This window comes from Caballeronia sp. LZ065, assembly GCF_031450975.1.
GTDB lineage: Bacteria > Pseudomonadota > Gammaproteobacteria > Burkholderiales > Burkholderiaceae > Caballeronia.
This window is the reverse complement of sequence record NZ_JARUXV010000004.1, coordinates 819,486-839,123: the sequence shown is the minus strand read 5'-3', so window position 1 is coordinate 839,123 and position 19,638 is coordinate 819,486. Positions and strand designations below refer to the sequence as shown.

Annotated in this window: 19 protein-coding genes; 11 read left to right on the top strand and 8 right to left on the bottom strand. The window is 63.0% G+C overall.

What is annotated here, in order from left to right; all coding sequences use genetic code 11:
* Positions 1-66 precede the first annotated feature (66 nt).
* From ehuA to ehuB, 4 genes are all read right to left on the bottom strand, one after another.
* Complete coding sequence (ehuA, locus tag QCE63_RS30390) at positions 67-891, bottom strand: ectoine/hydroxyectoine ABC transporter ATP-binding protein EhuA (protein WP_309838223.1); 825 nt, start codon at positions 889-891, stop codon at positions 67-69.
* Positions 892-917: 26 nt separating this feature from the next.
* On the bottom strand, positions 918-1,586 hold the full coding sequence (gene ehuD, locus QCE63_RS30385; RefSeq protein WP_309838222.1) for an ectoine/hydroxyectoine ABC transporter permease subunit EhuD: 669 nt from the start codon (positions 1,584-1,586) through the stop codon (positions 918-920).
* Positions 1,583-2,275, bottom strand: a complete 693-nt coding sequence (gene ehuC, locus QCE63_RS30380) for an ectoine/hydroxyectoine ABC transporter permease subunit EhuC (protein ID WP_309838221.1) — start codon at positions 2,273-2,275, stop codon at positions 1,583-1,585. The genes ehuD and ehuC overlap by 4 nt, the downstream gene beginning before the upstream one ends.
* Before the next feature lie 61 nt (positions 2,276-2,336).
* Complete coding sequence (gene ehuB / locus QCE63_RS30375) at positions 2,337-3,191, bottom strand: ectoine/hydroxyectoine ABC transporter substrate-binding protein EhuB (protein ID WP_309838220.1); 855 nt, start codon at positions 3,189-3,191, stop codon at positions 2,337-2,339.
* Positions 3,192-3,434: 243 nt separating this feature from the next.
* Between ehuB and QCE63_RS30370 the strand changes: the two genes are divergently transcribed.
* From QCE63_RS30370 to QCE63_RS30330, 9 genes are all read left to right on the top strand, one after another.
* Positions 3,435-4,832 carry a PLP-dependent aminotransferase family protein gene (locus QCE63_RS30370; RefSeq protein ID WP_309838219.1) on the top strand — a complete coding sequence of 466 codons (1,398 nt, stop codon included), beginning with the start codon at positions 3,435-3,437 and terminating at the stop codon, positions 4,830-4,832.
* A gap of 79 nt (positions 4,833-4,911) precedes the next feature.
* Positions 4,912-5,877 carry a hydroxyectoine utilization dehydratase EutB gene (gene eutB / locus QCE63_RS30365; protein ID WP_309838218.1) on the top strand — a complete coding sequence of 322 codons (966 nt, stop codon included), beginning with the start codon at positions 4,912-4,914 and terminating at the stop codon, positions 5,875-5,877.
* 3 nt (positions 5,878-5,880) lie between these two features.
* Positions 5,881-6,885 carry a cyclodeaminase gene (locus QCE63_RS30360; RefSeq protein ID WP_309838217.1) on the top strand — a complete coding sequence of 335 codons (1,005 nt, stop codon included), beginning with the start codon at positions 5,881-5,883 and terminating at the stop codon, positions 6,883-6,885.
* Positions 6,886-6,896: 11 nt separating this feature from the next.
* Positions 6,897-8,114 carry an ectoine hydrolase DoeA gene (doeA, locus tag QCE63_RS30355; RefSeq protein WP_309838216.1) on the top strand — a complete coding sequence of 406 codons (1,218 nt, stop codon included), beginning with the start codon at positions 6,897-6,899 and terminating at the stop codon, positions 8,112-8,114.
* A gap of 3 nt (positions 8,115-8,117) precedes the next feature.
* Positions 8,118-9,146, top strand: a complete 1,029-nt coding sequence (doeB, locus tag QCE63_RS30350) for a N(2)-acetyl-L-2,4-diaminobutanoate deacetylase DoeB (RefSeq protein ID WP_309838215.1) — start codon at positions 8,118-8,120, stop codon at positions 9,144-9,146.
* Positions 9,143-9,625 carry an Lrp/AsnC family transcriptional regulator gene (locus QCE63_RS30345; protein ID WP_309838214.1) on the top strand — a complete coding sequence of 161 codons (483 nt, stop codon included), beginning with the start codon at positions 9,143-9,145 and terminating at the stop codon, positions 9,623-9,625. Before doeB ends, QCE63_RS30345 begins: the two co-directional genes overlap by 4 nt.
* Before the next feature lie 163 nt (positions 9,626-9,788).
* Positions 9,789-11,267: an NAD-dependent succinate-semialdehyde dehydrogenase gene (locus QCE63_RS30340; RefSeq protein WP_309838213.1), complete on the top strand. Its 1,479-nt coding sequence runs from the start codon at positions 9,789-9,791 to the stop codon at positions 11,265-11,267.
* Between the two features lie 37 nt (positions 11,268-11,304).
* Positions 11,305-12,723, top strand: a complete 1,419-nt coding sequence (locus tag QCE63_RS30335; protein WP_309838212.1) for an aspartate aminotransferase family protein — start codon at positions 11,305-11,307, stop codon at positions 12,721-12,723.
* Positions 12,724-12,804: 81 nt separating this feature from the next.
* Positions 12,805-13,038, top strand: coding sequence for a hypothetical protein (locus QCE63_RS30330; protein WP_309838211.1), 234 nt, complete (start codon positions 12,805-12,807; stop codon positions 13,036-13,038).
* A gap of 69 nt (positions 13,039-13,107) precedes the next feature.
* Here QCE63_RS30330 and pqqA read toward each other — a convergent pair whose 3' ends face one another.
* Together pqqA and QCE63_RS30320 are read right to left on the bottom strand one after the other, a co-directional pair.
* A complete protein-coding gene (gene pqqA, locus QCE63_RS30325; RefSeq protein ID WP_008353049.1) occupies positions 13,108-13,182 on the bottom strand; it encodes a pyrroloquinoline quinone precursor peptide PqqA in 75 nt (24 codons plus the stop codon).
* 425 nt (positions 13,183-13,607) lie between these two features.
* The gene (locus tag QCE63_RS30320; protein WP_309838210.1) at positions 13,608-13,841 is read right to left on the bottom strand and encodes a DUF2795 domain-containing protein; all 234 of its coding nucleotides are present in this window, start codon (positions 13,839-13,841) and stop codon (positions 13,608-13,610) included.
* Between the two features lie 123 nt (positions 13,842-13,964).
* On the opposite strand from QCE63_RS30320, the gene QCE63_RS30315 reads away from it, so the two are divergent.
* Complete coding sequence (locus QCE63_RS30315; protein ID WP_309838209.1) at positions 13,965-14,201, top strand: hypothetical protein; 237 nt, start codon at positions 13,965-13,967, stop codon at positions 14,199-14,201.
* Here QCE63_RS30315 and QCE63_RS30310 read toward each other — a convergent pair.
* Positions 14,198-17,119 (bottom strand): EAL domain-containing protein, encoded by a 2,922-nt coding sequence (locus QCE63_RS30310; protein ID WP_309838208.1) that lies wholly within the window; start codon positions 17,117-17,119, stop codon positions 14,198-14,200. The two genes, QCE63_RS30315 and QCE63_RS30310, sit on opposite strands and share 4 nt — an antisense overlap.
* 171 nt (positions 17,120-17,290) lie before the next feature.
* Positions 17,291-18,289: a helix-turn-helix domain-containing protein gene (locus QCE63_RS30305; RefSeq protein ID WP_309838207.1), complete on the bottom strand. Its 999-nt coding sequence runs from the start codon at positions 18,287-18,289 to the stop codon at positions 17,291-17,293.
* A 133-nt stretch (positions 18,290-18,422) separates the two neighbouring features.
* Between QCE63_RS30305 and QCE63_RS30300 the strand changes: the two genes are divergently transcribed.
* Positions 18,423-19,112: a DJ-1/PfpI family protein gene (locus QCE63_RS30300; protein WP_309838206.1), complete on the top strand. Its 690-nt coding sequence runs from the start codon at positions 18,423-18,425 to the stop codon at positions 19,110-19,112.
* Positions 19,113-19,638: the final 526 nt, after the last annotated feature.

Below are 19,638 nucleotides of genomic sequence, written 5' to 3'. Positions count from 1 at the left end.
CTTCGAGCATCAAAGCACGTTTTGCGTTTGGAGAGCGCGAAGCAATTCGCGGACCGCTTGGGCGCGTTATAGCGCTTCGGTCACCGCCCGCAAGAACTGCCGTGTGCGCTCATGCTGCGGCGCGGAGAAGAACTGCTGCGGCGGCGCCTGTTCGATGATCTTCCCTTGCGAGAAAAAGCACACGCGATCGGCGAATTCCTTCGCGAAGCCCATCTGGTGCGTCACCATCAACATGGTCAGATTGTGCTCCTCGCCAAGCCGACGGATCACGTTGAGCACTTCGCCGCACAGTTCGGGATCGAGCGCCGAGGTCACTTCGTCGAACAACATGACTTGCGGCCGCATGGCGAGCGCACGCGCAATCGCGACGCGCTGCTGCTGACCGCCCGACAACTGCGATGGATAGTGATTGTTCTTGTCGGCGAGTCCGACCAGCGAGAGCAGCTCGCGGGCGCGTTCGGTGGCTTCCTTCTTCGAGAGGCCGAGCACGCTCATGGGCGCCTCGATGGTGTTCGCGAGCGCCGTCATGTGTGGAAACAGGTTGAAGCTCTGGAACACCATGCCGATCTTGCTGCGCACCTGCCGCACATGGCGCGGCGAAGCAGCCACGAGCGCGCCCCCGCGCCGTTCATGCGTGAGCGGCTCGCCGTCCACTTCGATGACGCCGTCGGTGAGCGGATCGAGCGTCATCAACACGCGCAGCAGCGTGGACTTGCCCGAGCCGCTCGGCCCGATGATCGCCACCTTCTCGTTGCGCGCGACATCGAGATCGAGGCCGTCCAGCACGGTCAGCGCGCCATAGCGTTTGGTCACGTTGCGAAAGCGCACCATCGGGACGTTCGCGCGGACTTCGGCGGCCGCGCCGAGCGCGGGATCGAGATCACGTTTCATCTGCTGCTCCTGAAGATGAGTTGCGGTCATGGCAGCCTCACGCGCCGTTCGAGATGACGCACGCCCGAGGCGAACGTCACGCTGATGATGAGGAAGAAGATCCCGGTCATCGTGATCGGTTCGAGATAGCGGAAGGTTTCGGAGCCGAGGTTCTTGGCCTGTTGCATCAGTTCGACCACCGTGATGGCCGACAGCACCGGCGTGTCCTTGAACATGGCGACGAGATAGTTGCCGAGCGCGGGAATAACCGGACGAATTGCTTGTGGCAGGATCACGCCGGCATAGGTGCGCCACGGCGAGAGCGACAGCGCACACGAGGCTTCCCATTGGCCGCGCGCCACGCCGTTGAGGCCCGCGCGATAGACCTCGGACACATAGCACGCGTAATGCACCGCGATGCCGATGGTGCCCGCGGTCAGCGCGGACATCGTGAGCCCGTAGAGCGGCGCGACGTAGAAGAGTACGTACACCTCGATCAGCAGCGGCGTGCTGCGGATGAACTCGATGAACAGCGCGGTGGGCCGCGATACGGCGGCGATCTCGCTGCGTCGCAGGATCGCGAGCACGAGACCCAGCACGAGGGCGATGGCAAAGCCAACGATCGTGATGCCGATGGTATAGGTGGCCGCGCGCGCCAGTTCAGGCAGGATCTGCAGCGCGTACTTGATATCGAAGAGTTGTCCGAGCGCATTCATGATGCGGCTCCCGGAAGCGCACGCGCCGGCTTGCGAACGGCGACATGACTGCTGACGCGGCGTTCGAAGCTGCGCATCACCGCGACAATGATCTGCGCGAGCACGAAGTAGATCAGCAGCGTGAGGCCGAAGATCTCGGCTGTCTTGAAGGTTGCTTCGTCGAGCTGGCGCGCGCGGAACGTCAGGTCCGAGAGCGTGATCAGCGAGACGAGCGAGGTCCCCTTGAGCAACTCGATCATCAGGTTGGTGGCGGGCGGCAGCGCATTGATCATCGCTTGCGGCAGGATGATGCGACGCAGCCGCGCGGATGCCGGCAGGTTCAGCGCGAGCGCCGCTTCATACTGGCCGCCGGGCACCGAGCGCAGCGCGCCGCGCAGGATCTCCGAGCCATACGCGCCGTAGTGCAGCCCCAGCCCGACGACAGCCACCGTGAACGGCGTCAGCTTCAGGTCGAAGGGCGGCAGCGGCAGTACGAAGAACAGCCAGAACAGCTGCACCAGCAGTGACGTGCCGCGAAACACTTCCACGTATGCATTGCCGGCCCACCGCACGATGCGATAAGGCGCGGCGCGCAGCGTGGTAGCGACGCTCGCCATGACAACGGCAAGCAGGATGCTGACCACGGCTATCTGTATCGTGACGAGCGTGCCCTTCCACATCAGGGGCAGGAGCTCATTGAGGTCACTCATGACGATGGTCCTCGCGAGTGGATGAAACGATGTGAATTGCCGCAGCCAGACGGGAAGCGCTTCAGCCCGCGCACAACTCCGGCGCCTTCTTCGTCGTCAGATTGGACTTGTCGAAGCCGAACGGCCCTACGGTCTTCAGATGATCGTCCGTGCCGAGCCATTGATGCAGTTCCTTGTTGACGGCATCGCGCAGGTCCGTGTCTTCCGGGCGGAAGGCAAGCGCGCCATAGCCCGTGTGCTTCGGATCGTCGTTGAACTGGCTCACGGCCTCGACTTGCGGGCCGCCCTTCGATGCCAGGCCCTTCATGGTCAGCGACGTACCGACTGCGGCATCGGCGCGGCGCGCGCGCACGGCCTGCAATTGCGCGGTCGTGTCCGGAACCTGGAGGATCTGATCGTCCTTGATGCCAGCCTGACGCGCATAGCCGAGTTCAGCCGTGCCGGCCATGACCGCGAGCTTCGTGTCGGGCTGCTTCGCGACATCGGCATAGCTGTGCAGCTTCTTCGGATTGTCCTTCATCGTCAGCAGCGTGTCGGGGATCTGGTACTGCGGATCGGCGAACGCAACCTGCTTGCAGCGCTCCGGCGTGATGTACATGCCCGCCGCGATGACGTCGAAGCGGCCAGCCTTCAGGCCCGGAATCAAGGCGCCCCATTCGGTCAGGACCGCATCGACCTTTTTCACGCCGAGCTTGGCGAAGATCTTTTTCGCGATCTCGGGCGATTCGCCGGTCACGGTGCCGTCGGCCGTCGTGTAGGCGAAGGGCGTTTCGTTGGCGTAGCCGATGCGCACCTCGCCCGTGCGCTGTATGCGCTGCAACGTGGTTTCCGCGCTTGCGCTCGTCGCAACAGAGGCAAGGACAGTTGCCGCGACACACGCCGCTGCCAGCAATCCAGACAGTCGCTTCGTCTTCATATCGTTTCCGTAGTGTGGTTCGTCAAGCGTGGTCGGAGATGGGCATTCATGCGGGAGTGCGTGGAAACCCTTGCCACAGAGGTGTCGAAAGGAATTCACCGCGCAGCCACCAACGCAGAATACAAAGCCATATATTTGTTCCGATTGCTCTAGGACAATTATTTTCGGGTGCGCTTTTGCGCCACTATGGCGCATGGCCATGCTTGCCAACCCGTTTGCCAACCCGGATGTGAGGAAACGCGTGTGAACGAAACATGGCGCGACGCCGTGCGCACTGTGCAGGGCGTGCAGTCCAAATACAAGCGGCTGGTGAAGGCCATGGCCGCCGATATCGAAAGCGGTGTGCTGGCATCGGGCGAACGTTTGCCGCCGCAGCGCGAAGTCGCCGCCGATCTTTCAATCAGCGTGCAGACCGTGACCAATGCCTACAAGGAACTGGAGCGCCAGGGCCTGATCCGCTGCGAAGTGGGGCGTGGCAGCTTTGTTGCGGCGCGCGTGACCGAGACCATGTCCAACTACATGCTCGATACCGCCGAGCGCTCGGTGGTCGATTTCTCGATTGCGCGCATCGTGCATACCCCCGAGCACGACGCGATGTGGCGCAAGGTCTGCGCAACGCTCTCGACCATCGAGGACCAGCCGTGGATACGCGCATTCCGGCCTATCGCGGGCTTCGAGAATCATCGCCAGGCGGGCGTCGAATGGCTTGCCTCGCTCAACATGCCGGCGCACGTCGACACCTTGCTGGTCACGAACGGCGTGGCGCACAGCATCTTCCTGGCGCTGGCGTCGATCGTCGGTCCCGGCGACACGGTCCTGTGCGAGAGCCTGACGGATCACGGCGTGATCGGCTCGGCGAACGTGCTGGGGTTCACGCTGAAGGGGCTCGAACTCGACGAACACGGCATCCGCCCCGAACACTTCGAGGAGATGTGCGACAGCGAACGCGTGAGCGCGCTGGTCTGCACGCCGACGCTCAACAATCCCACCGTCGCGATGATGCCGGATTCACGCCGCCGCGCCATCGCCCGGATTGCCGAGCGCTATGGCGTGTATGTGATCGAGGACGATGTCTACGGCGCGCTGCCCGCGAAGACGCAGACGCCCATCGCGAGCCTGATTCCGGAGCTGGCGTTCTATTGCACGAGCATGACGAAGTCGGTGCTGAGCGGGCTGCGCACGGGCTTCATGACGGTGCCGCGCCGGCTGGCGCTGCGTGCGGAGAGCGTGTTGCGCGTGAGTTGCTGGATGGCGACCTCGCCGATCGCGGAAGTCACCGCGCGCTGGATCACGGACGGCACGGCGGCGCGGCTCGTGCAGATCCAGCGCGAACGTCTGGCGGCGCGGCAGGGCGTGGTGCGCGAAGTGCTCGGCGATTACGTGCTGGGCAGCCATCCGAACGCGCTGTCCGTGTGGTTGCGCGTGCCCGACGAATGGGAGGCGGAGCGCATCACGCGTGAACTGCGCAATCGCAATATTGCGGTGACTTCGCCGGATCCGTTCCTCGTGCGCGGCGCGGTGCGGCCGAATGCCGTGCGTCTGTGCGTGGGCGCGGAAGTGGGCGAGAGTACGTTCCGCGCGGCCGTCGAGACGATGCGTGAGGTGTTCGGCCAGTTCCCGCACGTGCACGACTTCAACTAAATGAACTAGGACAATCGAAAAGGATTTTTTAGGACATTAGACTGGTCTGCATCGAAGCTCGCCATGCAAGCCGGATCACATGTCCTCACTCACGCTCGCCGATATCTACCGCGCTCGCCAGCGCATTGAAGGGCGGGCGATCGTCACGCCGCTGGTTCATTCGCTGAGCTTGTCGCGCGTCGCGGGCGTGCCGGTTCATCTGAAGCTCGAAACGCTGCAACCTACCGGCAGCTTCAAGCTGCGCGGCGCGACCAACGCGCTGGCGCAAGTGGCCGAAGCGGGCGGCACGCGCGTGGTGACCGCTTCAACGGGCAATCATGGCCGTGCCGTCGCGCATGCCGCGCGCGAACTCGGCATGGAAGCCGCCGTGTGCATGTCATCGCTCGTACCGAAGAACAAGGTCGAAGCCGTTGCCGCGCTCGGCGCGCGCGTCGTGATCTCGGGCAAGAGCCAGGACGATGCGCAACGCGAAGCGCAACGTCTGGTGCGCGAGGAAGGCTACGTGTTCGTGCCGCCCTTCGACGATCCGCGTGTGATTGCGGGGCAGGCCACCATCGGACTTGAAATCCTCGAAGCATTGCCCGACGCGGCGAGCATCGTCGTGCCGCTGTCAGGCGGCGGCTTGTTCAGCGGCGTGGCCTTCGCGGCAAAAAGTATTCGACCTGACACGAAACTGATCGGCGTCTCGATGGAGCGCGGTGCAGCCATGCATGCGAGCCTCGCGGCGGGCGAACCGGTCTTCGTCGATGAACTCGACACGCTCGCCGATTCGCTCGGTGGCGGCATCGGCCTCGATAACCGGCATACCTTCGCGATGACGCGCGCGCTAATCGATGAAGTCGTGCTGCTCGATGAAATGTCGATCGCGCGCGGCATCGTTCATGCCTATCGCGAAGAACGGCTCGTCGTGGAGGGCGCGGCGGCGGTCGGCATCGCGGCGCTGCTCGACGGCGTGGTGCCCCTTCGTGGCGGACCCATCGTGATTGTCGTGAGCGGCAGCAACATCGATATCGAAACGCATCGCCGTCTGATTGGAGCCGCCTGAATCATGTCTTACATCGATCGATCCACCGTGCTGCTGGGCCAGGCGCAACTGCGCCAGCTCGTGCCGCTCGATCGCGACGCCATCGAGCAGGTCGAAGCCGCGTTCCGTTCGCTTGCCACGGAAGCGGTCGCGATGCCGCCCATCCTGCGCCTCGACATTCCCGAGCATGCCGGCGAAGTCGATGTGAAGACCGCGTATCTGCCGCGCTTTGCGAGCTTTGCGATCAAGGTGAGTCCGGGTTTCTTCAACAATCCGTCGCTCGGGCTCGCAAGTCTCAATGGCCTGATGCTGGTGTTGTCCGCGCAGACGGGTCTCACGGAAGCCGTGCTGCTCGACAACGGCTATCTCACCGCCGTGCGCACCGCCGCGGCGGGCGCGGTGGCCGCGCGCTGGCTGGCGCGCCGGGATGCGAAGCGCGTGGCGATCATCGGCGCGGGCGAGCAGGCGCGTCTGCAATTGCAGGCTTTGCGGATGGTGCGCGAGATCGAACACGTCACCGTGTGGGCACGCGATGCGGCAAGCGCCGGGCGTTTCGCGCGTGACTGCGCGGAACTGCCCTGCGAGGTCGCGGACAGCGTACACGACGCGCTGAAGCAAGCGGACATCGCCGTCACCACGACGCCGTCCCGCGAGCCGTTGATTCATGCGCGCGATCTTCATCCGGGCCTGCACATCACCGCGATGGGCTCGGACGCCGAGCACAAGAACGAACTCGCGCCGGACGTGTTCGCGCACGCGCGCTACGTCTGCGACCGCTTGCAGCAGGTGCGCGTGCTGGGCGAACTGCATCACGCGATCGAGGCGGGTGTGATCGGCGCGGATGCAAGCTTTGCGGAACTGGGGCAGGTGATCGCGCAACAGGCGACCGGCCGCACGAACGATGATGAAGTGACCGTGTGCGACCTGACCGGCACGGGCGCGCAGGACACGGCGATCGCGACGCTTGCGCTGCAACGCGCGCGGGCGTCGCATGCAGGGACCATTTTCCACAACGATGTGACCGCTTGACAGAGGGGACGATGTCCGAGATCACGCAAGAGAAGCAAGGCACGGCGCCCGTGGTACGCCTGCCGTTCGAGCGCAGCGAATATGACGCGCGCATCGCGAAGACGCGGCGCGCCATGGAGCAGGCGGGTATCGATCTGCTGATCGTGACCGATCCGACCAACATGGGCTGGCTCACCGGCTACGACGGCTGGTCGTTCTACGTGCATCAGTGCGTGCTGCTGGCCATGGACGGTGAACCCGTGTGGTACGGGCGCGGCCAGGATGCGAACGGCGCGAAGCGCACGGTGTTCATGGCGCACGAGAATATCGTCGGCTATCCGGATCACTACGTGCAATCGACCGTGCGCCATCCGATGGACTACCTGTGCGCCGAAGTCATCGCCGCGCGCGGCTGGGATGGCAAGCGCATTGGCGTGGAGATGGACAACTATTACTTCAGCGCGAAGGCCTATGCGTCGCTGACGCAGCACTTGCCGAAGGCGCGTTTCGTCGATGCCACCGCGCTCGTCAATTGGCAACGCGCGGTGAAGTCGGCACGCGAGATCGAATACATGCGCGTGGCGGCGCGCATCGTCGAGAAGATGCATGCGCGCATTCTCGATGCGGTCGAGCCCGGCATGAAGAAGAGCGATCTCGTCGCGCAGATCTATGAAGCGGGCATCACGGGTGTCGAAGGACATGGCGGCGACTATCCGGCGATCGTGCCGCTGCTGCCCACGGGATCGGACGCGGCGGCGCCGCATCTGACCTGGGACGACTCGGTCTTCACCGCGAACGCCGGCACCTTCTTCGAGATCGCCGGCTGCTTCAGGCGCTATCACTGCCCGCTCTCGCGCACGGTGTATCTGGGCCGTCCGCCGCAGCATTTCATCGAAGGCGAGAAGGCGGTGGTCGAAGGGATCGAAGCGGGCCTTGCCATGGCGAAGCCGGGCAACCGGACCGAGGATATCGCCAATGCGTTCTTCGCGGTGTTGAGGCGCTTCGGCATCGAGAAGGACAGCCGCTGCGGCTATCCGATCGGCGCGAGCTATCCGCCCGACTGGGGCGAGCGCACCATGAGCCTGCGTCCCGGGGACAAGACTGTCCTCGAACCCGGCATGACGTTTCACTTCATGCCGGGGCTGTGGCTCGACGACTGGGGCCTTGAAATCACGGAGAGCATCCTGATTACGGACACTGGCGTCGAGACCTTCTGCAACACGCCTCGCAAACTGTTCGTGAAGGAGTAGCCGATGCGCGCGTCACCGATCAGCCCGACCGTCGATTACGACGCCGACGGCGTGCAGCACGGCTTCCTCAAGCTGCCGTATTCGCGTGACGATTCCGCATGGGGCGCGGTGATGATGCCCGTCACCGTGATCCGGCGCGGCGACGGGCCCACGGCGTTGCTCACGGGCGGCAATCACGGCGACGAGTACGAAGGGCCGATCGCGCTGGCGAAACTGGCTTCGACGCTGCGCGCGGAGGACGTGAACGGCCGCGTGATCATCGTGCCGTTCATGAACTACCCGGCGTTTCGCGCCGGTACGCGCACTTCACCGGTCGATGCGGGCAACCTGAACCGCAGCTTTCCCGGCAAGCCAGACGGCACGGTGACGGAGAAGATCGCGGATTACTTCCAGCGTCATCTGCTGCCGCTCGCCGACTTCGTGCTCGACATCCATTCGGGCGGCCGCACGCTCGACTTCCTGCCGTTCGCGGCCATTCACGTGTTGAACGACGCGACACAGCAAGCGCGTTGCGAAGCCGCGATGCGGGCGTTCGGCGCGCCGTATTCGATGCGTATGCTCGAACTCGACAGCATCGGTCTGTACGACAGTGCCGCCGAGGATGCGGGCAAGGTGTTCGTGTCGACGGAACTGGGCGGCGGCGGGACGTCCACAGCGAAGAGCGTGGCTATTGCCGAGCGCGGCGTGCATGGCTTTCTTGCTTATGCGGGCATCGTGGAGAAAGCGCCGGCGCAGGCGGGCGAGCCGCGCACCACGACGCTGCTCGACATGCCCGATGGCTCCTGCTACACGACGAGCGAGCACAGCGGCTTGCTCGAAATGTGCCGCGATCTCGGCGAGCAGGTGAAGGCGGGCGACGTGCTCGCGCGCGTGCATGACATCGCGCGGACCGGCGCGGCGCCGTTCGAATACCGGGCGAAGCGCGACGGCCTGCTTGCGGCGCGTCATTTCCCGGGCCTCGTGCAGACCGGCGACACCGTGGCGGTGCTCGCGGATGTGATCGAGCGCAATCTTCCTGCGGGTCTGAGTTGATCAAGCTCGACCGCTACGACCTCGCCATCCTGCGCATCCTCGCGCGGGATGGCCGCATCACCAAGTCGCGTCTGGCGGAAGAGGTCAACCTGTCGATCTCGCCCGCCTGGGAGCGCGTGAAGAAGCTCGAGGAGAGCGGTCTCGTGCGCGGCTATCGCGCGGACATCGACTGGACGGCGGCGTTCAAGGGCAGCCGGATTGTCGTTGAAGTGACGTTGTCGCGGCATACGGCGCAGGACATGCGGCGCTTCGAGGAACGCGTCAACGCCGCGCCGGAGATCGTGCAGTGCTATGCGACCGGCGGCGGCGTGGACTATGTGCTGCATGTCGTGTCGCGCGACATCGATCACTATCAGCGCTTCATTGATTCGCTGCTCGTCGAGGAACTCGGCATCGAAAGGTATTTCACGTATATCGTCACCAAGGTGGTCAAGAACAGCGCGGAAGGTCCGCCGGATTGGGCTGACGATGTCCTTTGAAGCAAGGCGCGCAGCGCGCGAATAACTTCAGGAAACGGCTGCAATGAACAGAAAAAACGGCATGCGCCCAGGGTCATAACAAAAAATTCGTGACGTGCATGAGGCTTAAAGTGAATGCATCGGATCACTTCAACAAATGCACGCTTTGAGCAAGGAGACAAGCATGCTGCTCGGTCATCCCGTTCTCTTCAAATCGCTTTGTTATATCGACGGCCGCTGGGTTCATAGCGACAGCGCCGCGTCGATCGCGGTGAACAATCCCGCGGATCAAAAGATCATCGGTCATGTGCCGATGCTCGACCAGGCGCAGATCACCAGCGCAGTCGATGCCGCCGATCGCGCGTTTCAGTCGTGGCGCTGGATGCCGCAACAGAAGCGCAGCGCGCTATTGCTGCGCTGGCACGAACTCATCGTGCGGCATCTGCCGGATCTCGCGGGCATCCTTTCGCTCGAACAGGGCAAGCCGCTCGCGGAAGCGAAGGGTGAGATCGCCTATGCCGCGAGTTTCATCGAATGGTTCGCGAACGAAGCGAAGCGGCTTGCGGGCCGCACGATTCCGACGCACATCGACGGCGCGCATCTCGGCACGGTGATCGAGCCGGTCGGCGTCGCCGCGCTCATCACGCCGTGGAATTTCCCGGCCGCGATGATCACGCGCAAGGCCGCCGCCGCGCTTGCGGCGGGTTGCACGGTAGTAGTGAAACCCGCGCACGAAACGCCTTTCTCGGCCATCGCGCTGGCGCAGCTCGCGGAAGAAGCGGGCTTTCCGCCTGGCGTGTTCAACGTCGTTCTCGGTGAACCGCAGATGGCCATGGAAACGCTCGTGGGCGATACGCGCGTGCGGACCGTCAGTTTCACCGGCTCGACGCGTGTCGGCGCGTTGGTGGCACAGGCGGCTGCTGCATCGGGCATCAAGAAGCTCGCGCTCGAACTGGGTGGCAATGCGCCGTTCATCGTGACGGAAGACGCCGATCTGGAACAGGCCGTGCGCGTCGCGATGGGCGCGAAGTTCCAGACCTCCGGACAGGATTGTTGCGCGGCGAACCGCATTCTCGTGGCGCGGCCGCTTTACGAGGCATTCGTCGAACATTACTCGGCGGCGGTGCGCGCGCTCAGGGTGGGCAGCGCATTCGAAGCGGACGTGGATGTCGGACCGTTGATGCATCAGGCCGCGTTCGACGCCACTGTGGCACGCGTCGAAGACGCGAAAGCACGAGGCGCGCGCGTGACGGCGGGCGGTCGTCCGCATGCGCTTGGCGGCTGGTTTTATGAACCGACCGTGGTTGCGGATGCCCAAGCGGGCATGCGTATCTACGACGAAGAGAACTTCGCGCCGATCTCCGCTGTTTCCCCGTTCGACACGCTCGACGAAGCCGTCGCACGCGCCAACGATACCGAATACGGCCTCGCTGCCTATGTTTGTGCAACGCGCATCGACACCATCTTCCAGCTCGTCCGACGTCTCGACTTCGCGATGGTCTCGGTCAATGGCGTGAAGTTCACCGGTGCGCCGATTCCCTTCGGCGGCATGAAGTCATCGGGCCTCGGGCGGGAAGGCGGCGCGGAAGGCTTCGAGCCCTTCGTCGAAACGAAATACTTTTGCCTCGGCAATCTAGGCCTGCCGCTCACGAGCGCGGCCTGAACCATCCCCCGGACAACCCTGCATCAAGGAGAAGCACATGACCCAGCAGAATCAATCGCTCGACCAGTTGTTCGCGGAAGACCGCGCTCATTTCATGCACCCGTCCACACACGCGCACGATCACGCAAGCGGCGCGCTGCCCGGCAAGATCGTCACGGGCGCGAAGGGCATTCGCATCCAGGATCATCAGGGCAAAAGCTATATCGATGCGTTCGCGGGCCTTTATTGCGTGAACATCGGGTATGGCCGCACGGAGGTGGCCGAGGCCATCTATGAACAAGCGAAGAAGCTTGCGTATTACCACACCTATGTCGGTCATTCGACGGATGCGATCATTGAATTGTCGTCGCGCATCATCGACTGGTCGGCCGAAGGCATGAAGAAAGTGTATTACGGCATGTCCGGATCGGACGCCAACGAAACGCAGATCAAGATCGTCTGGTATTACAACAATGTGCTCGGGCGTCCGAACAAGAAGAAGATCATCTCGCGCGAGCGCGGTTATCACGGCTCCGGCATTGTCACGGGCAGTCTGACCGGCCTCGCGAGCTTTCATCAGAACTTCGACCTGCCCATCGAACGGGTCAAGCACACGGTCTGTCCGCACTGGTATCGAAAGGCGCCAGCCGGCATGAGCGAAGCGCAGTTCACGGCGTACTGCGTCGAGGAACTCGAAAAGCTGATTGCGAAGGAAGGTGCAGACACCATCGCCGCCTTCATCGCCGAACCGGTAATGGGAACGGGCGGTATCATCGCGCCGCCGCAAGGTTATTGGGAAGCCATTCAGGACGTGCTGCGCAAGCATGACATCCTGCTGATCTCCGATGAAGTGGTGTGCGGCTTTGGCCGTCTGGGCTCGAAGATGGGCGCGCAACACTTCGGCATCAAGCCGGATCTGATCACGGTCGCGAAGGGACTGACGAGCGCGTATGCGCCGCTGTCGGGCGTGATCGTGGGCGAAAAAGTGTGGGATGTAATCGAGAAGGGTTCGCGCGAATTCGGCCCGATGGGTCATGGCTGGACCTATTCGGGACACCCGATCTGCGCTGCCGCCGCCATCGCCAATCTGGACATTCTGCAGCGCGAGAACCTCACGCAGAATGCTGCCGATGTCGGCGCGTATCTTCAGCAGCAACTGCACGCGGCGTTCGATGCGCATCCGCTGGTCGGCGAAGTGCGCGGCGCGGGCATGCTGGCGGCTCTGGAGTTCATGGCCGACAAGGATGCCCGCAAGCCCTTCGATGCAAGCCTGAAGGTGGGGCCAAAGGTGTCGGCTGCGGCGTTGGAGCGTGGCGTGATCGCACGGGCGATGCCGCACGGCGACATTCTCGGCTTTGCGCCGCCGCTCGTGACGACGCGCAATGAGGTGGACGAGATCGTGGGCATCGTGAAACAGGCAGTGGATGCTGTTTCGAATGAGGTGATCGGCTCGGCGTTGTCGACGCAGGCGATCTGAGGCTTGGTGCCGTTATCTCGCACGCACGGGAACGCGGGTTGCTCGCTCGTCATTCAATGCACCGTCGAAAGGAGATTGAAGATGAGCGAGAGCGAAGAGAAACGGCATCAGCAGCCGTATTCCGCACCGCATCCGAATGCGGCGGAGATCGAGCCGGATAACAGGCGTCTGGATCAACATCCGCATCAGACGGCGGAGGTGCCTTATGGATCCGGTAATCAGCCGGAGATTGCGGGTCATGGCGGGCTGGATCCTGAAGCCGCTGCAAAGCCTGATTCCGCCGAGCGGCATACCGAATCGATACCGCGAAAGTAAGTCTGTCGTATCGATGGCATCAAAGCAAAACGGCCACTTGCGTGGCCGTTTTGTCATTCGGGTTCCGACTTAACGCGTGGCGATGTACATCGTGATTTCAAAGCCGAAGCGCATATCGGTGAAACTCGGTGTTTCCCACTTCATAGAGCCTCCTTGTGCAATGGACTGGCCCGGCGGATGCCGGGGCCATTGCGCGGTTCCACTCTTGCCGAGCGCCGTGCATAGCCGCGCACCCCAATCGACGCACTCTTGATGCTAACGCGACTTTCAGGGTGAAACGATTGGAATTTGCCCGAGCGTCCATTTAAATTTTTTATAGAGGGCGAGGGCGATTTCCGGAATTTTCAGGCGTCGTGCCCGATTTGTCAGGTGCGTTCACAAGCGTTTCGCCCGGCTGCGGGATTACCCTGTCTATCTCGTCTCGTCGACATTGCTCAGATTATTGCCGCCTGGCGTGCGCGGCGGTTCCTACTGCTGATTCTGTGCGATTACGGTTTCCTCGATGCGACGCCACGCTGCGGCCAGGTCTGAAAGCCTGTCGCCAACGCTTTGCATTGCCGCAGGAACGATCATTCGACGCGCATGGCCTCGCGCATGACCGCATCCGCGCTGTCGAAGTTGCGGTCGTTCATCCGCGTGAGAACGGCCATGACTTCGCCGTCGGCGCCATTGCTTTTCGCGAGCGTCAGCAATTTTTCCTTGCTCAGTGGATAGGCTGCGCCTTTCAATGCGCGCTCGATTTCGTCGGGGCGCGGTTCATCGGGATGCCGATAATTCTGCGCATGCGCCGGATGCTGTGCCATGGTTCACCTCCTTGTTTATCGCTCTCTTATGGTTCAGCAACAGCCGTTCCCGTCTTGCGCGTCTGGCGGGAGCGCTTGATGCTTGTCGAAGAAGGGAATCAACCGTGACAAGGAATCGGCACCATGACCATCACAGCAGAGCGCCTCTCGGATACCGAGGTAAAGATAGAAGACACCATTTATTCGTTCGACGCAAAGATCAGGGCCGATGCCTTCCAGCAGTGCCTGTTGAACGATTCAGTCGAAACGTGTGCGATGAATCATGCGCCCGTGAAGACACGGGTAGTGCATGAGGTGAGCGGCGAGCCGCAGGGTGAACCGGGCAGCATCATTTCGCCGTCGCTTGGCGGCATGCCTTAAAGCGTGGCGCTGATGGTCGTTGAGCGCGGTGCGAGCGATGCGCGCGTGAGCGCCTGGAGTGGCATGGGTTTGTCAAAGAAGTAGCCCTGCGCCTGCGCGGCGCCCATGTCGCGCAGCACGGCGAGGGTTGCCGCGTCTTCAACGCCCTCAGCCACAAGCGTCAGATCGAGCGATTCCGCCATGCGCACGATCGCCCGAACAATCGCGCGACTGCGCGGACTTTCGGTCAATTCGAGAATGAACGACTTGTCGATCTTGAGGCCGGTGAATTGATACTGGTGGACGTAGCTCAAGGACGAGAAACCCGCGCCGAAATCATCGAGCACGACGGACATGCCATTGTCCGCCAGCCGCTGCATCGTGCGTCGTGCGAGATCCGGTTCGGCGACGAGTGCGCCTTCCGTCAGTTCGAGACACATGCGCGACGGCGACACACGATAGCGCCGCAGCAGCGCGAGGACGTCGTCGGCGAATTCCGGGCGCGTCATGCTGTAGCTGGAACAGTTCACATGCACGGGCGGCCAGTGCGCGAAGCTTGCATGGGAGAGAATGGCCGCGACGCGTTCGAGCATGTAGAGATCGAGCCGTCCGATGAGCCTCAGGCCCTCCACCGATGGCAGGAACTCCCCAGGCGCCACGATACGGCCGTCCGGTTGCTGCCAGCGGATCAGCGCTTCGAGCGCGACCACCTCGCCACTCTTTACATCGACGATAGGCTGGAAATAAGGCAGTAGTTCGTCATCGCGCTTGATCGCGTTGCGCAGCGCGCCTTCCCGTTCCACCTGATCCGATACCTGCCGGCGCAGTTCCTGATTGAACACGACGAAGCTATCGCGACCCGCGTTCTTGACGCGGTACATCGCAGTATCGGCGTCGCGCAGAAGGTCGGCGGGCTCGGTGTGGAATTCGCCGTCCGCACTCACGATGCCGATGCTGCACGACGAGAACACCACGTGCTCTTCGATGTGAAACGGCAGGTCGAAGGCGGCGAGAATGCGCTTCGCGATGGCGACGGCCTCGCGCACCGGCGCATCCGGCGAGAGCACGGCGAACTCATCGCCGCCCAGCCGCGCCAGCAGATCGCCGGGGCGCAGGCAATCGCGCAAACGGGCTGCGGCCTGCACCAGCAACATGTCGCCGAAGTGATGGCCCAGGCTGTCGTTCACGACCTTGAAGCGGTCCAGGTCGATGAACATCACCGAGAGGTCATTGGCGTGGCTCTGATACTCGGTCCATGCAAAACGCAGCTTGTGCATCAGATGGCTGCGGTTCGGAAGGCCAGTCAATGAATCATGCGAGTTCTCGTAGAGCAGGCGCGCGTTGACGTCGTCGAGTTCGCGCGTGCGCGCCTGCACGCGCGCTTCCAGTTCGAGATTGGCGGCGTGCAGCGCTTCGGCGTCGCGACGGCGCGAGAGCGCGGTGTCGATGTGGCGCGAGACGAACGTGAGCAGCTCCTGATCGCGCAGCGAATAACGCACGAGCGGGGAATAGCTTTGCACGGCCAGCACGCCGCGCACGACATCGCCGTCGAAGAGTGGAATGCCGAGCCACGAGCGCAGCCGCACTTCGCTATGCTCGATCTCGAACGCGCCATCTTCGATGAGTCGCCGTGCTTCCTGATGATCGATGAGGCGGGCGCGCCGCTCGCGGATCACGTATTCGGTCAAGCCACGCTGCCCGCGTCGCGGAGCAGGGCGCTCCTGCACGATCTCATCGACGTAATACGGGAATGACACCTCGCCCGTGTCGGTTTCGAACAGCGCGATGTAGAAGTTGCGGGCGTAGAGCAGCTCGCCAACGATGCCGTGCAGGCTGCGAAAGAACTCCATCGTGTCGCCGGGCCGGCTCGACAGCTCCGCGATCTGATAAAGCGCCGCCTGCAAGTGTTCGGACCGCTCGCGCTCCGCAATGCCGTGACGCAACGCGGCGTTGAGCTTGGAGAGTTCGGAGGTGCGTCGCGCGACCTGCTCTTCGAGATCGGCGCGATGCAGGATCCGGTCGAGCGCCATGGCGACGTGCCGTGCGACCACGAGGAACAGCGCTCGGTCTTCGGCGGTATAGATGCGCGAGACGTCGTAGACCTGCATCGCCAGCATGCCGAAGACTTCATCGGAAGCATTCTTGAGCGGCGCGCCCATCCAGAACTCGGGACGGTCGCCGATGCAGTAGAAGCGGCCTTCGCGTTCCGCGGTGCAGATGTCTTCGGTGGTGATGAACAAGGGCTGGGCGCTGGTCAGCACTTGCCCGGTCATCGAGAGGCGTGCCGGATTCAGGATGTCGTAGTTCTCGGCAGCAACCACGTCAGTGTCGATCACATCGACGTAGTACGGATACGTGATCTTGCCGGTCTTGCGGTCATACAGCGCGAGATAGAAGTTCTCGGCGTCAATCAGGGTGGCGAGCCGTTCATGCACGCCGCGCAGGAAGTCGGCGCGCTCGGATACCGAGCTTGCCAGATTGGCAATCTCATAGAGCACACGCTGAGTGAGTTGGGCGCGGGCGAGCACGTCGGCCTGGACCCGCTCGCCGAGCGTGCGTGCGAGTTCGGCGAGACGCGCGTCATCACGCAGTGCAGCCGGGGCGAGCAGCCAGCCCAATACGCTTTCACCCCTTCCGGTGGGCCATGCATGCCAGTCATGCGTCGTGCAACATTCGGCGAGACGGTCCTCGGGGAGGCTGTGCGGCCAGCATTGGCCTTCGGATGGAGGAGTGTCTCCGCGCCGCTCGAGATGCAATTGCTCACCCGCGCGATACCAGGCCCATTGCTGCGGGCAGCCCGACGCAGCGAAATGACGCAGCAGGAATTCGATCGACGGCGCGGCGCTTGCCAAATTGTTTTTTTCCCTTGCCGTTGCGGTGGCTGCGGCGAAGGCGCTCGCACAACCTTCCTGCACGTCGTACGCGGGTAACACGGTCATCGGCGCTCCAGGCCCTGGTGCCGCCCGCGACGGGCGGTTCTCGTTCAGCGACATGTGCCCGCGCGCCGCGCTCAGGCCGCGCGTATCAAGCAAACGTACTTTTAGTGCTAACGGCATCGAGCATACAGGCTTGAGTAGGCAAAGCAAAAAAAGCCGCGGCACAGGAATCCGTTACGAATGCTCGGCCTGCGCGCCCTCGGAGCCGGTAAATCTGTCCCGATACGTCTGCGGCGGTACGCCAAGTGCACGCAAAAAACCACGCCTCATGGTTTCCTCCGAGCCGAAGCCGCAGCGCGCGGCGACGCGCTTGACGGAGAGGCGCGTATCGCCCAGCAAGCTGCGCGCCGCTTCGAGCCGCATGCGTTCGATAGCGCGCGCGGGCGTCATGCCGGTCTGGGCGCGGTAGTGGCGGACGAAGCTGCGTTCGCTCATGCCCACGCGTTCCGCGAGCACGCTCACGGTCAGGTCGGAGGCGAGATGTTCGGCGATCCAGGCATGCAGTTCGCCGAAGCGGTCGCCTGCGCGCTGGAGAGACAGCGCGGTGCTGAATTGCGCCTGTCCGCCGGGGCGCTTGAGGAATACGACCAGATGCCGGGCAACGTCGAGCGCCATTGCCCGTCCGAGATCCTCCTCGACCAGCGCAAGCGCCAGGTCGATGCCGGCCGTTATGCCTGCCGAGGTCCAGATGTCGCCGTCACGGATAAAGATCGGATCGGCTTCTACATGCACTGCGGGAAAGCGCGCGGCGAGTTCCGCGCAGCGCGTCCAGTGGGTGACAGCCCGGCGCGCGTCGAGCAGACCGGCGGCGGCCAGCAGGAATGCGCCGGTGCATACGGAAGCCGTGCGGCGCGCATGCATGGAGCGGGTTCCTACCCACTCGACGAGCTGCGGGTCACGCGCCGCTTCATGCACGCCCCAGCCGCCCGCGACGATCAGTGTGTTGCAGGGTTGATCCGCTGGCGGAAGCGGGCAGGCGACCAATCCGAGTCCAGCCGATGCGCTCACGGTGCCTTCCCGGGCGACCACGCGTGGCAGGTAGGGCGGCGGCAGACCGGCTGCCCGGGTCAGATCGTTCGCGGTGGCGAACACCTGGAGCGGGCCGGCGACGTCGAGCAACTGGACGTCGGGGAACGCGAGGATGTCGACTATATGAGCGGTGGGATGAGGCATTTTGCGTTCGATATACCAAAGTCCGTGCGACTGTCTGGCGTAAAAAGTGGGGGATATGTCATTTCCGCCAAATTGAGGAAGCATACCATCGACTCATTCGATACTCGAAAGGCTTACTCCCAAGGAGATCACGATGACGCTCAACTTTGGCCTGCTGCTGTTTCCGCGCGTGCAGCAACTCGACATGACCGGCCCATACGACGTGTTCGCGCAGATCGCCGACGCCCGGGTTCATCTCATCGCGAAGACGCGGGAGCCGGTGACGTCGAGCGCGGGGATGATCCTGACGCCCGACACGACCTTCGATGATTGCCCGCCGCTCGACGTGATCTGTATTCCAGGCGGGGCTGGTGTCGGCGATCTGATGGAAGACGAGGCAACGCTTGGCTTCATCCGGACCCAGGCGGCTAACGCGCGCTATGTGACTTCGGTTTGCACGGGCTCGCTCGTGCTCGGTGCGGCGGGTTTGTTGCGCGGCAAGCGCGCGACTACGCACTGGGCTTATCACGCGCTGCTGGCGGAATTGGGCGCGGTTCCGGTGCAGGCGCGCGTGGTGCGCGACGGCAATCTGTTCACGGGCGGCGGCGTCACGGCGGGTATCGATTTCGCGCTGACGCTCGTTGCCGAGCTGGTCGGCGAAAGCGAGGCCCAGGCCATTCAACTGCAACTGGAGTACGCGCCGGCACCACCGTTCGACGCCGGCGATCCCGCACTGGCGCCCGCTTCAGTGCTGGAGCGAGTGCGCCAGCGCTCCGCGCCGTCGCTGGCGGCGCGGAGCGCGATCGTCGCACGAGTGGTAGATCGTCTGAAAATGAATACGTAATGCAACATGCGTAATGCCAGATGGAGTCCTGCGTGCGTAATGCAAAGCGGGACTTTCGCCTTTCTGTTGGATTGCTGGACGCTTGCTCAGATCTGAGCGGCTGAATCGACCGAAATTCTTCGATGTCACAGCGGTCGCGCCCTGTGCGCACTGCTCCTTTCCCTCCCGTGATCGTGCTGCGCATGTCATCGAGCGATGCCAGCAAGTCCTTATCGCGATGCGGCGTCGTTACCACGATCCCGGAACGAGCGGTTACTCGCATCCCTTATATAGATGGAAGCCCCTGGTGTGACTCGCTTCAGTCTCTTTTTAGGGGGGCGAAATTCCCCACTTTATTTACCTGGCTGAATGACGATGCCCATTTTTATCAAATGCGCCTTAAATGGGTGAGATGGAATAAATCAAATCATAAATGTTCAATGAAAGACGATCGATGATATATGGGAGGCGTGGGCTGAGGAATCTATGGGGTAGAAAATAAATCTTCCGTGTCTCCGTCGCCAATCTTCAGCGCGGAACTATGGTT

Coding starts and splice junctions, on each gene's coding strand:
- ehuD (WP_309838222.1), bottom strand. CDS start 1,586: ATGAATGCGCTCGGACAACTCTTCGATATCAAGTACGCGCTGCAGATC.
- ehuC (WP_309838221.1), bottom strand. CDS start 2,275: ATGAGTGACCTCAATGAGCTCCTGCCCCTGATGTGGAAGGGCACGCTC.
- QCE63_RS30305 (WP_309838207.1), bottom strand. CDS start 18,289: ATGCCTCATCCCACCGCTCATATAGTCGACATCCTCGCGTTCCCCGAC.
- ehuB (WP_309838220.1), bottom strand. CDS start 3,191: ATGAAGACGAAGCGACTGTCTGGATTGCTGGCAGCGGCGTGTGTCGCG.
- QCE63_RS30330 (WP_309838211.1), top strand. CDS start 12,805: ATGAGCGAGAGCGAAGAGAAACGGCATCAGCAGCCGTATTCCGCACCG.
- QCE63_RS30335 (WP_309838212.1), top strand. CDS start 11,305: ATGACCCAGCAGAATCAATCGCTCGACCAGTTGTTCGCGGAAGACCGC.
- ehuA (WP_309838223.1), bottom strand. CDS start 891: ATGAAACGTGATCTCGATCCCGCGCTCGGCGCGGCCGCCGAAGTCCGC.
- QCE63_RS30315 (WP_309838209.1), top strand. CDS start 13,965: ATGACCATCACAGCAGAGCGCCTCTCGGATACCGAGGTAAAGATAGAA.
- QCE63_RS30360 (WP_309838217.1), top strand. CDS start 5,881: ATGTCTTACATCGATCGATCCACCGTGCTGCTGGGCCAGGCGCAACTG.
- QCE63_RS30340 (WP_309838213.1), top strand. CDS start 9,789: ATGCTGCTCGGTCATCCCGTTCTCTTCAAATCGCTTTGTTATATCGAC.
- doeB (WP_309838215.1), top strand. CDS start 8,118: ATGCGCGCGTCACCGATCAGCCCGACCGTCGATTACGACGCCGACGGC.
- QCE63_RS30300 (WP_309838206.1), top strand. CDS start 18,423: ATGACGCTCAACTTTGGCCTGCTGCTGTTTCCGCGCGTGCAGCAACTC.
- eutB (WP_309838218.1), top strand. CDS start 4,912: ATGTCCTCACTCACGCTCGCCGATATCTACCGCGCTCGCCAGCGCATT.
- QCE63_RS30320 (WP_309838210.1), bottom strand. CDS start 13,841: ATGGCACAGCATCCGGCGCATGCGCAGAATTATCGGCATCCCGATGAA.
- doeA (WP_309838216.1), top strand. CDS start 6,897: ATGTCCGAGATCACGCAAGAGAAGCAAGGCACGGCGCCCGTGGTACGC.
- QCE63_RS30310 (WP_309838208.1), bottom strand. CDS start 17,119: ATGACCGTGTTACCCGCGTACGACGTGCAGGAAGGTTGTGCGAGCGCC.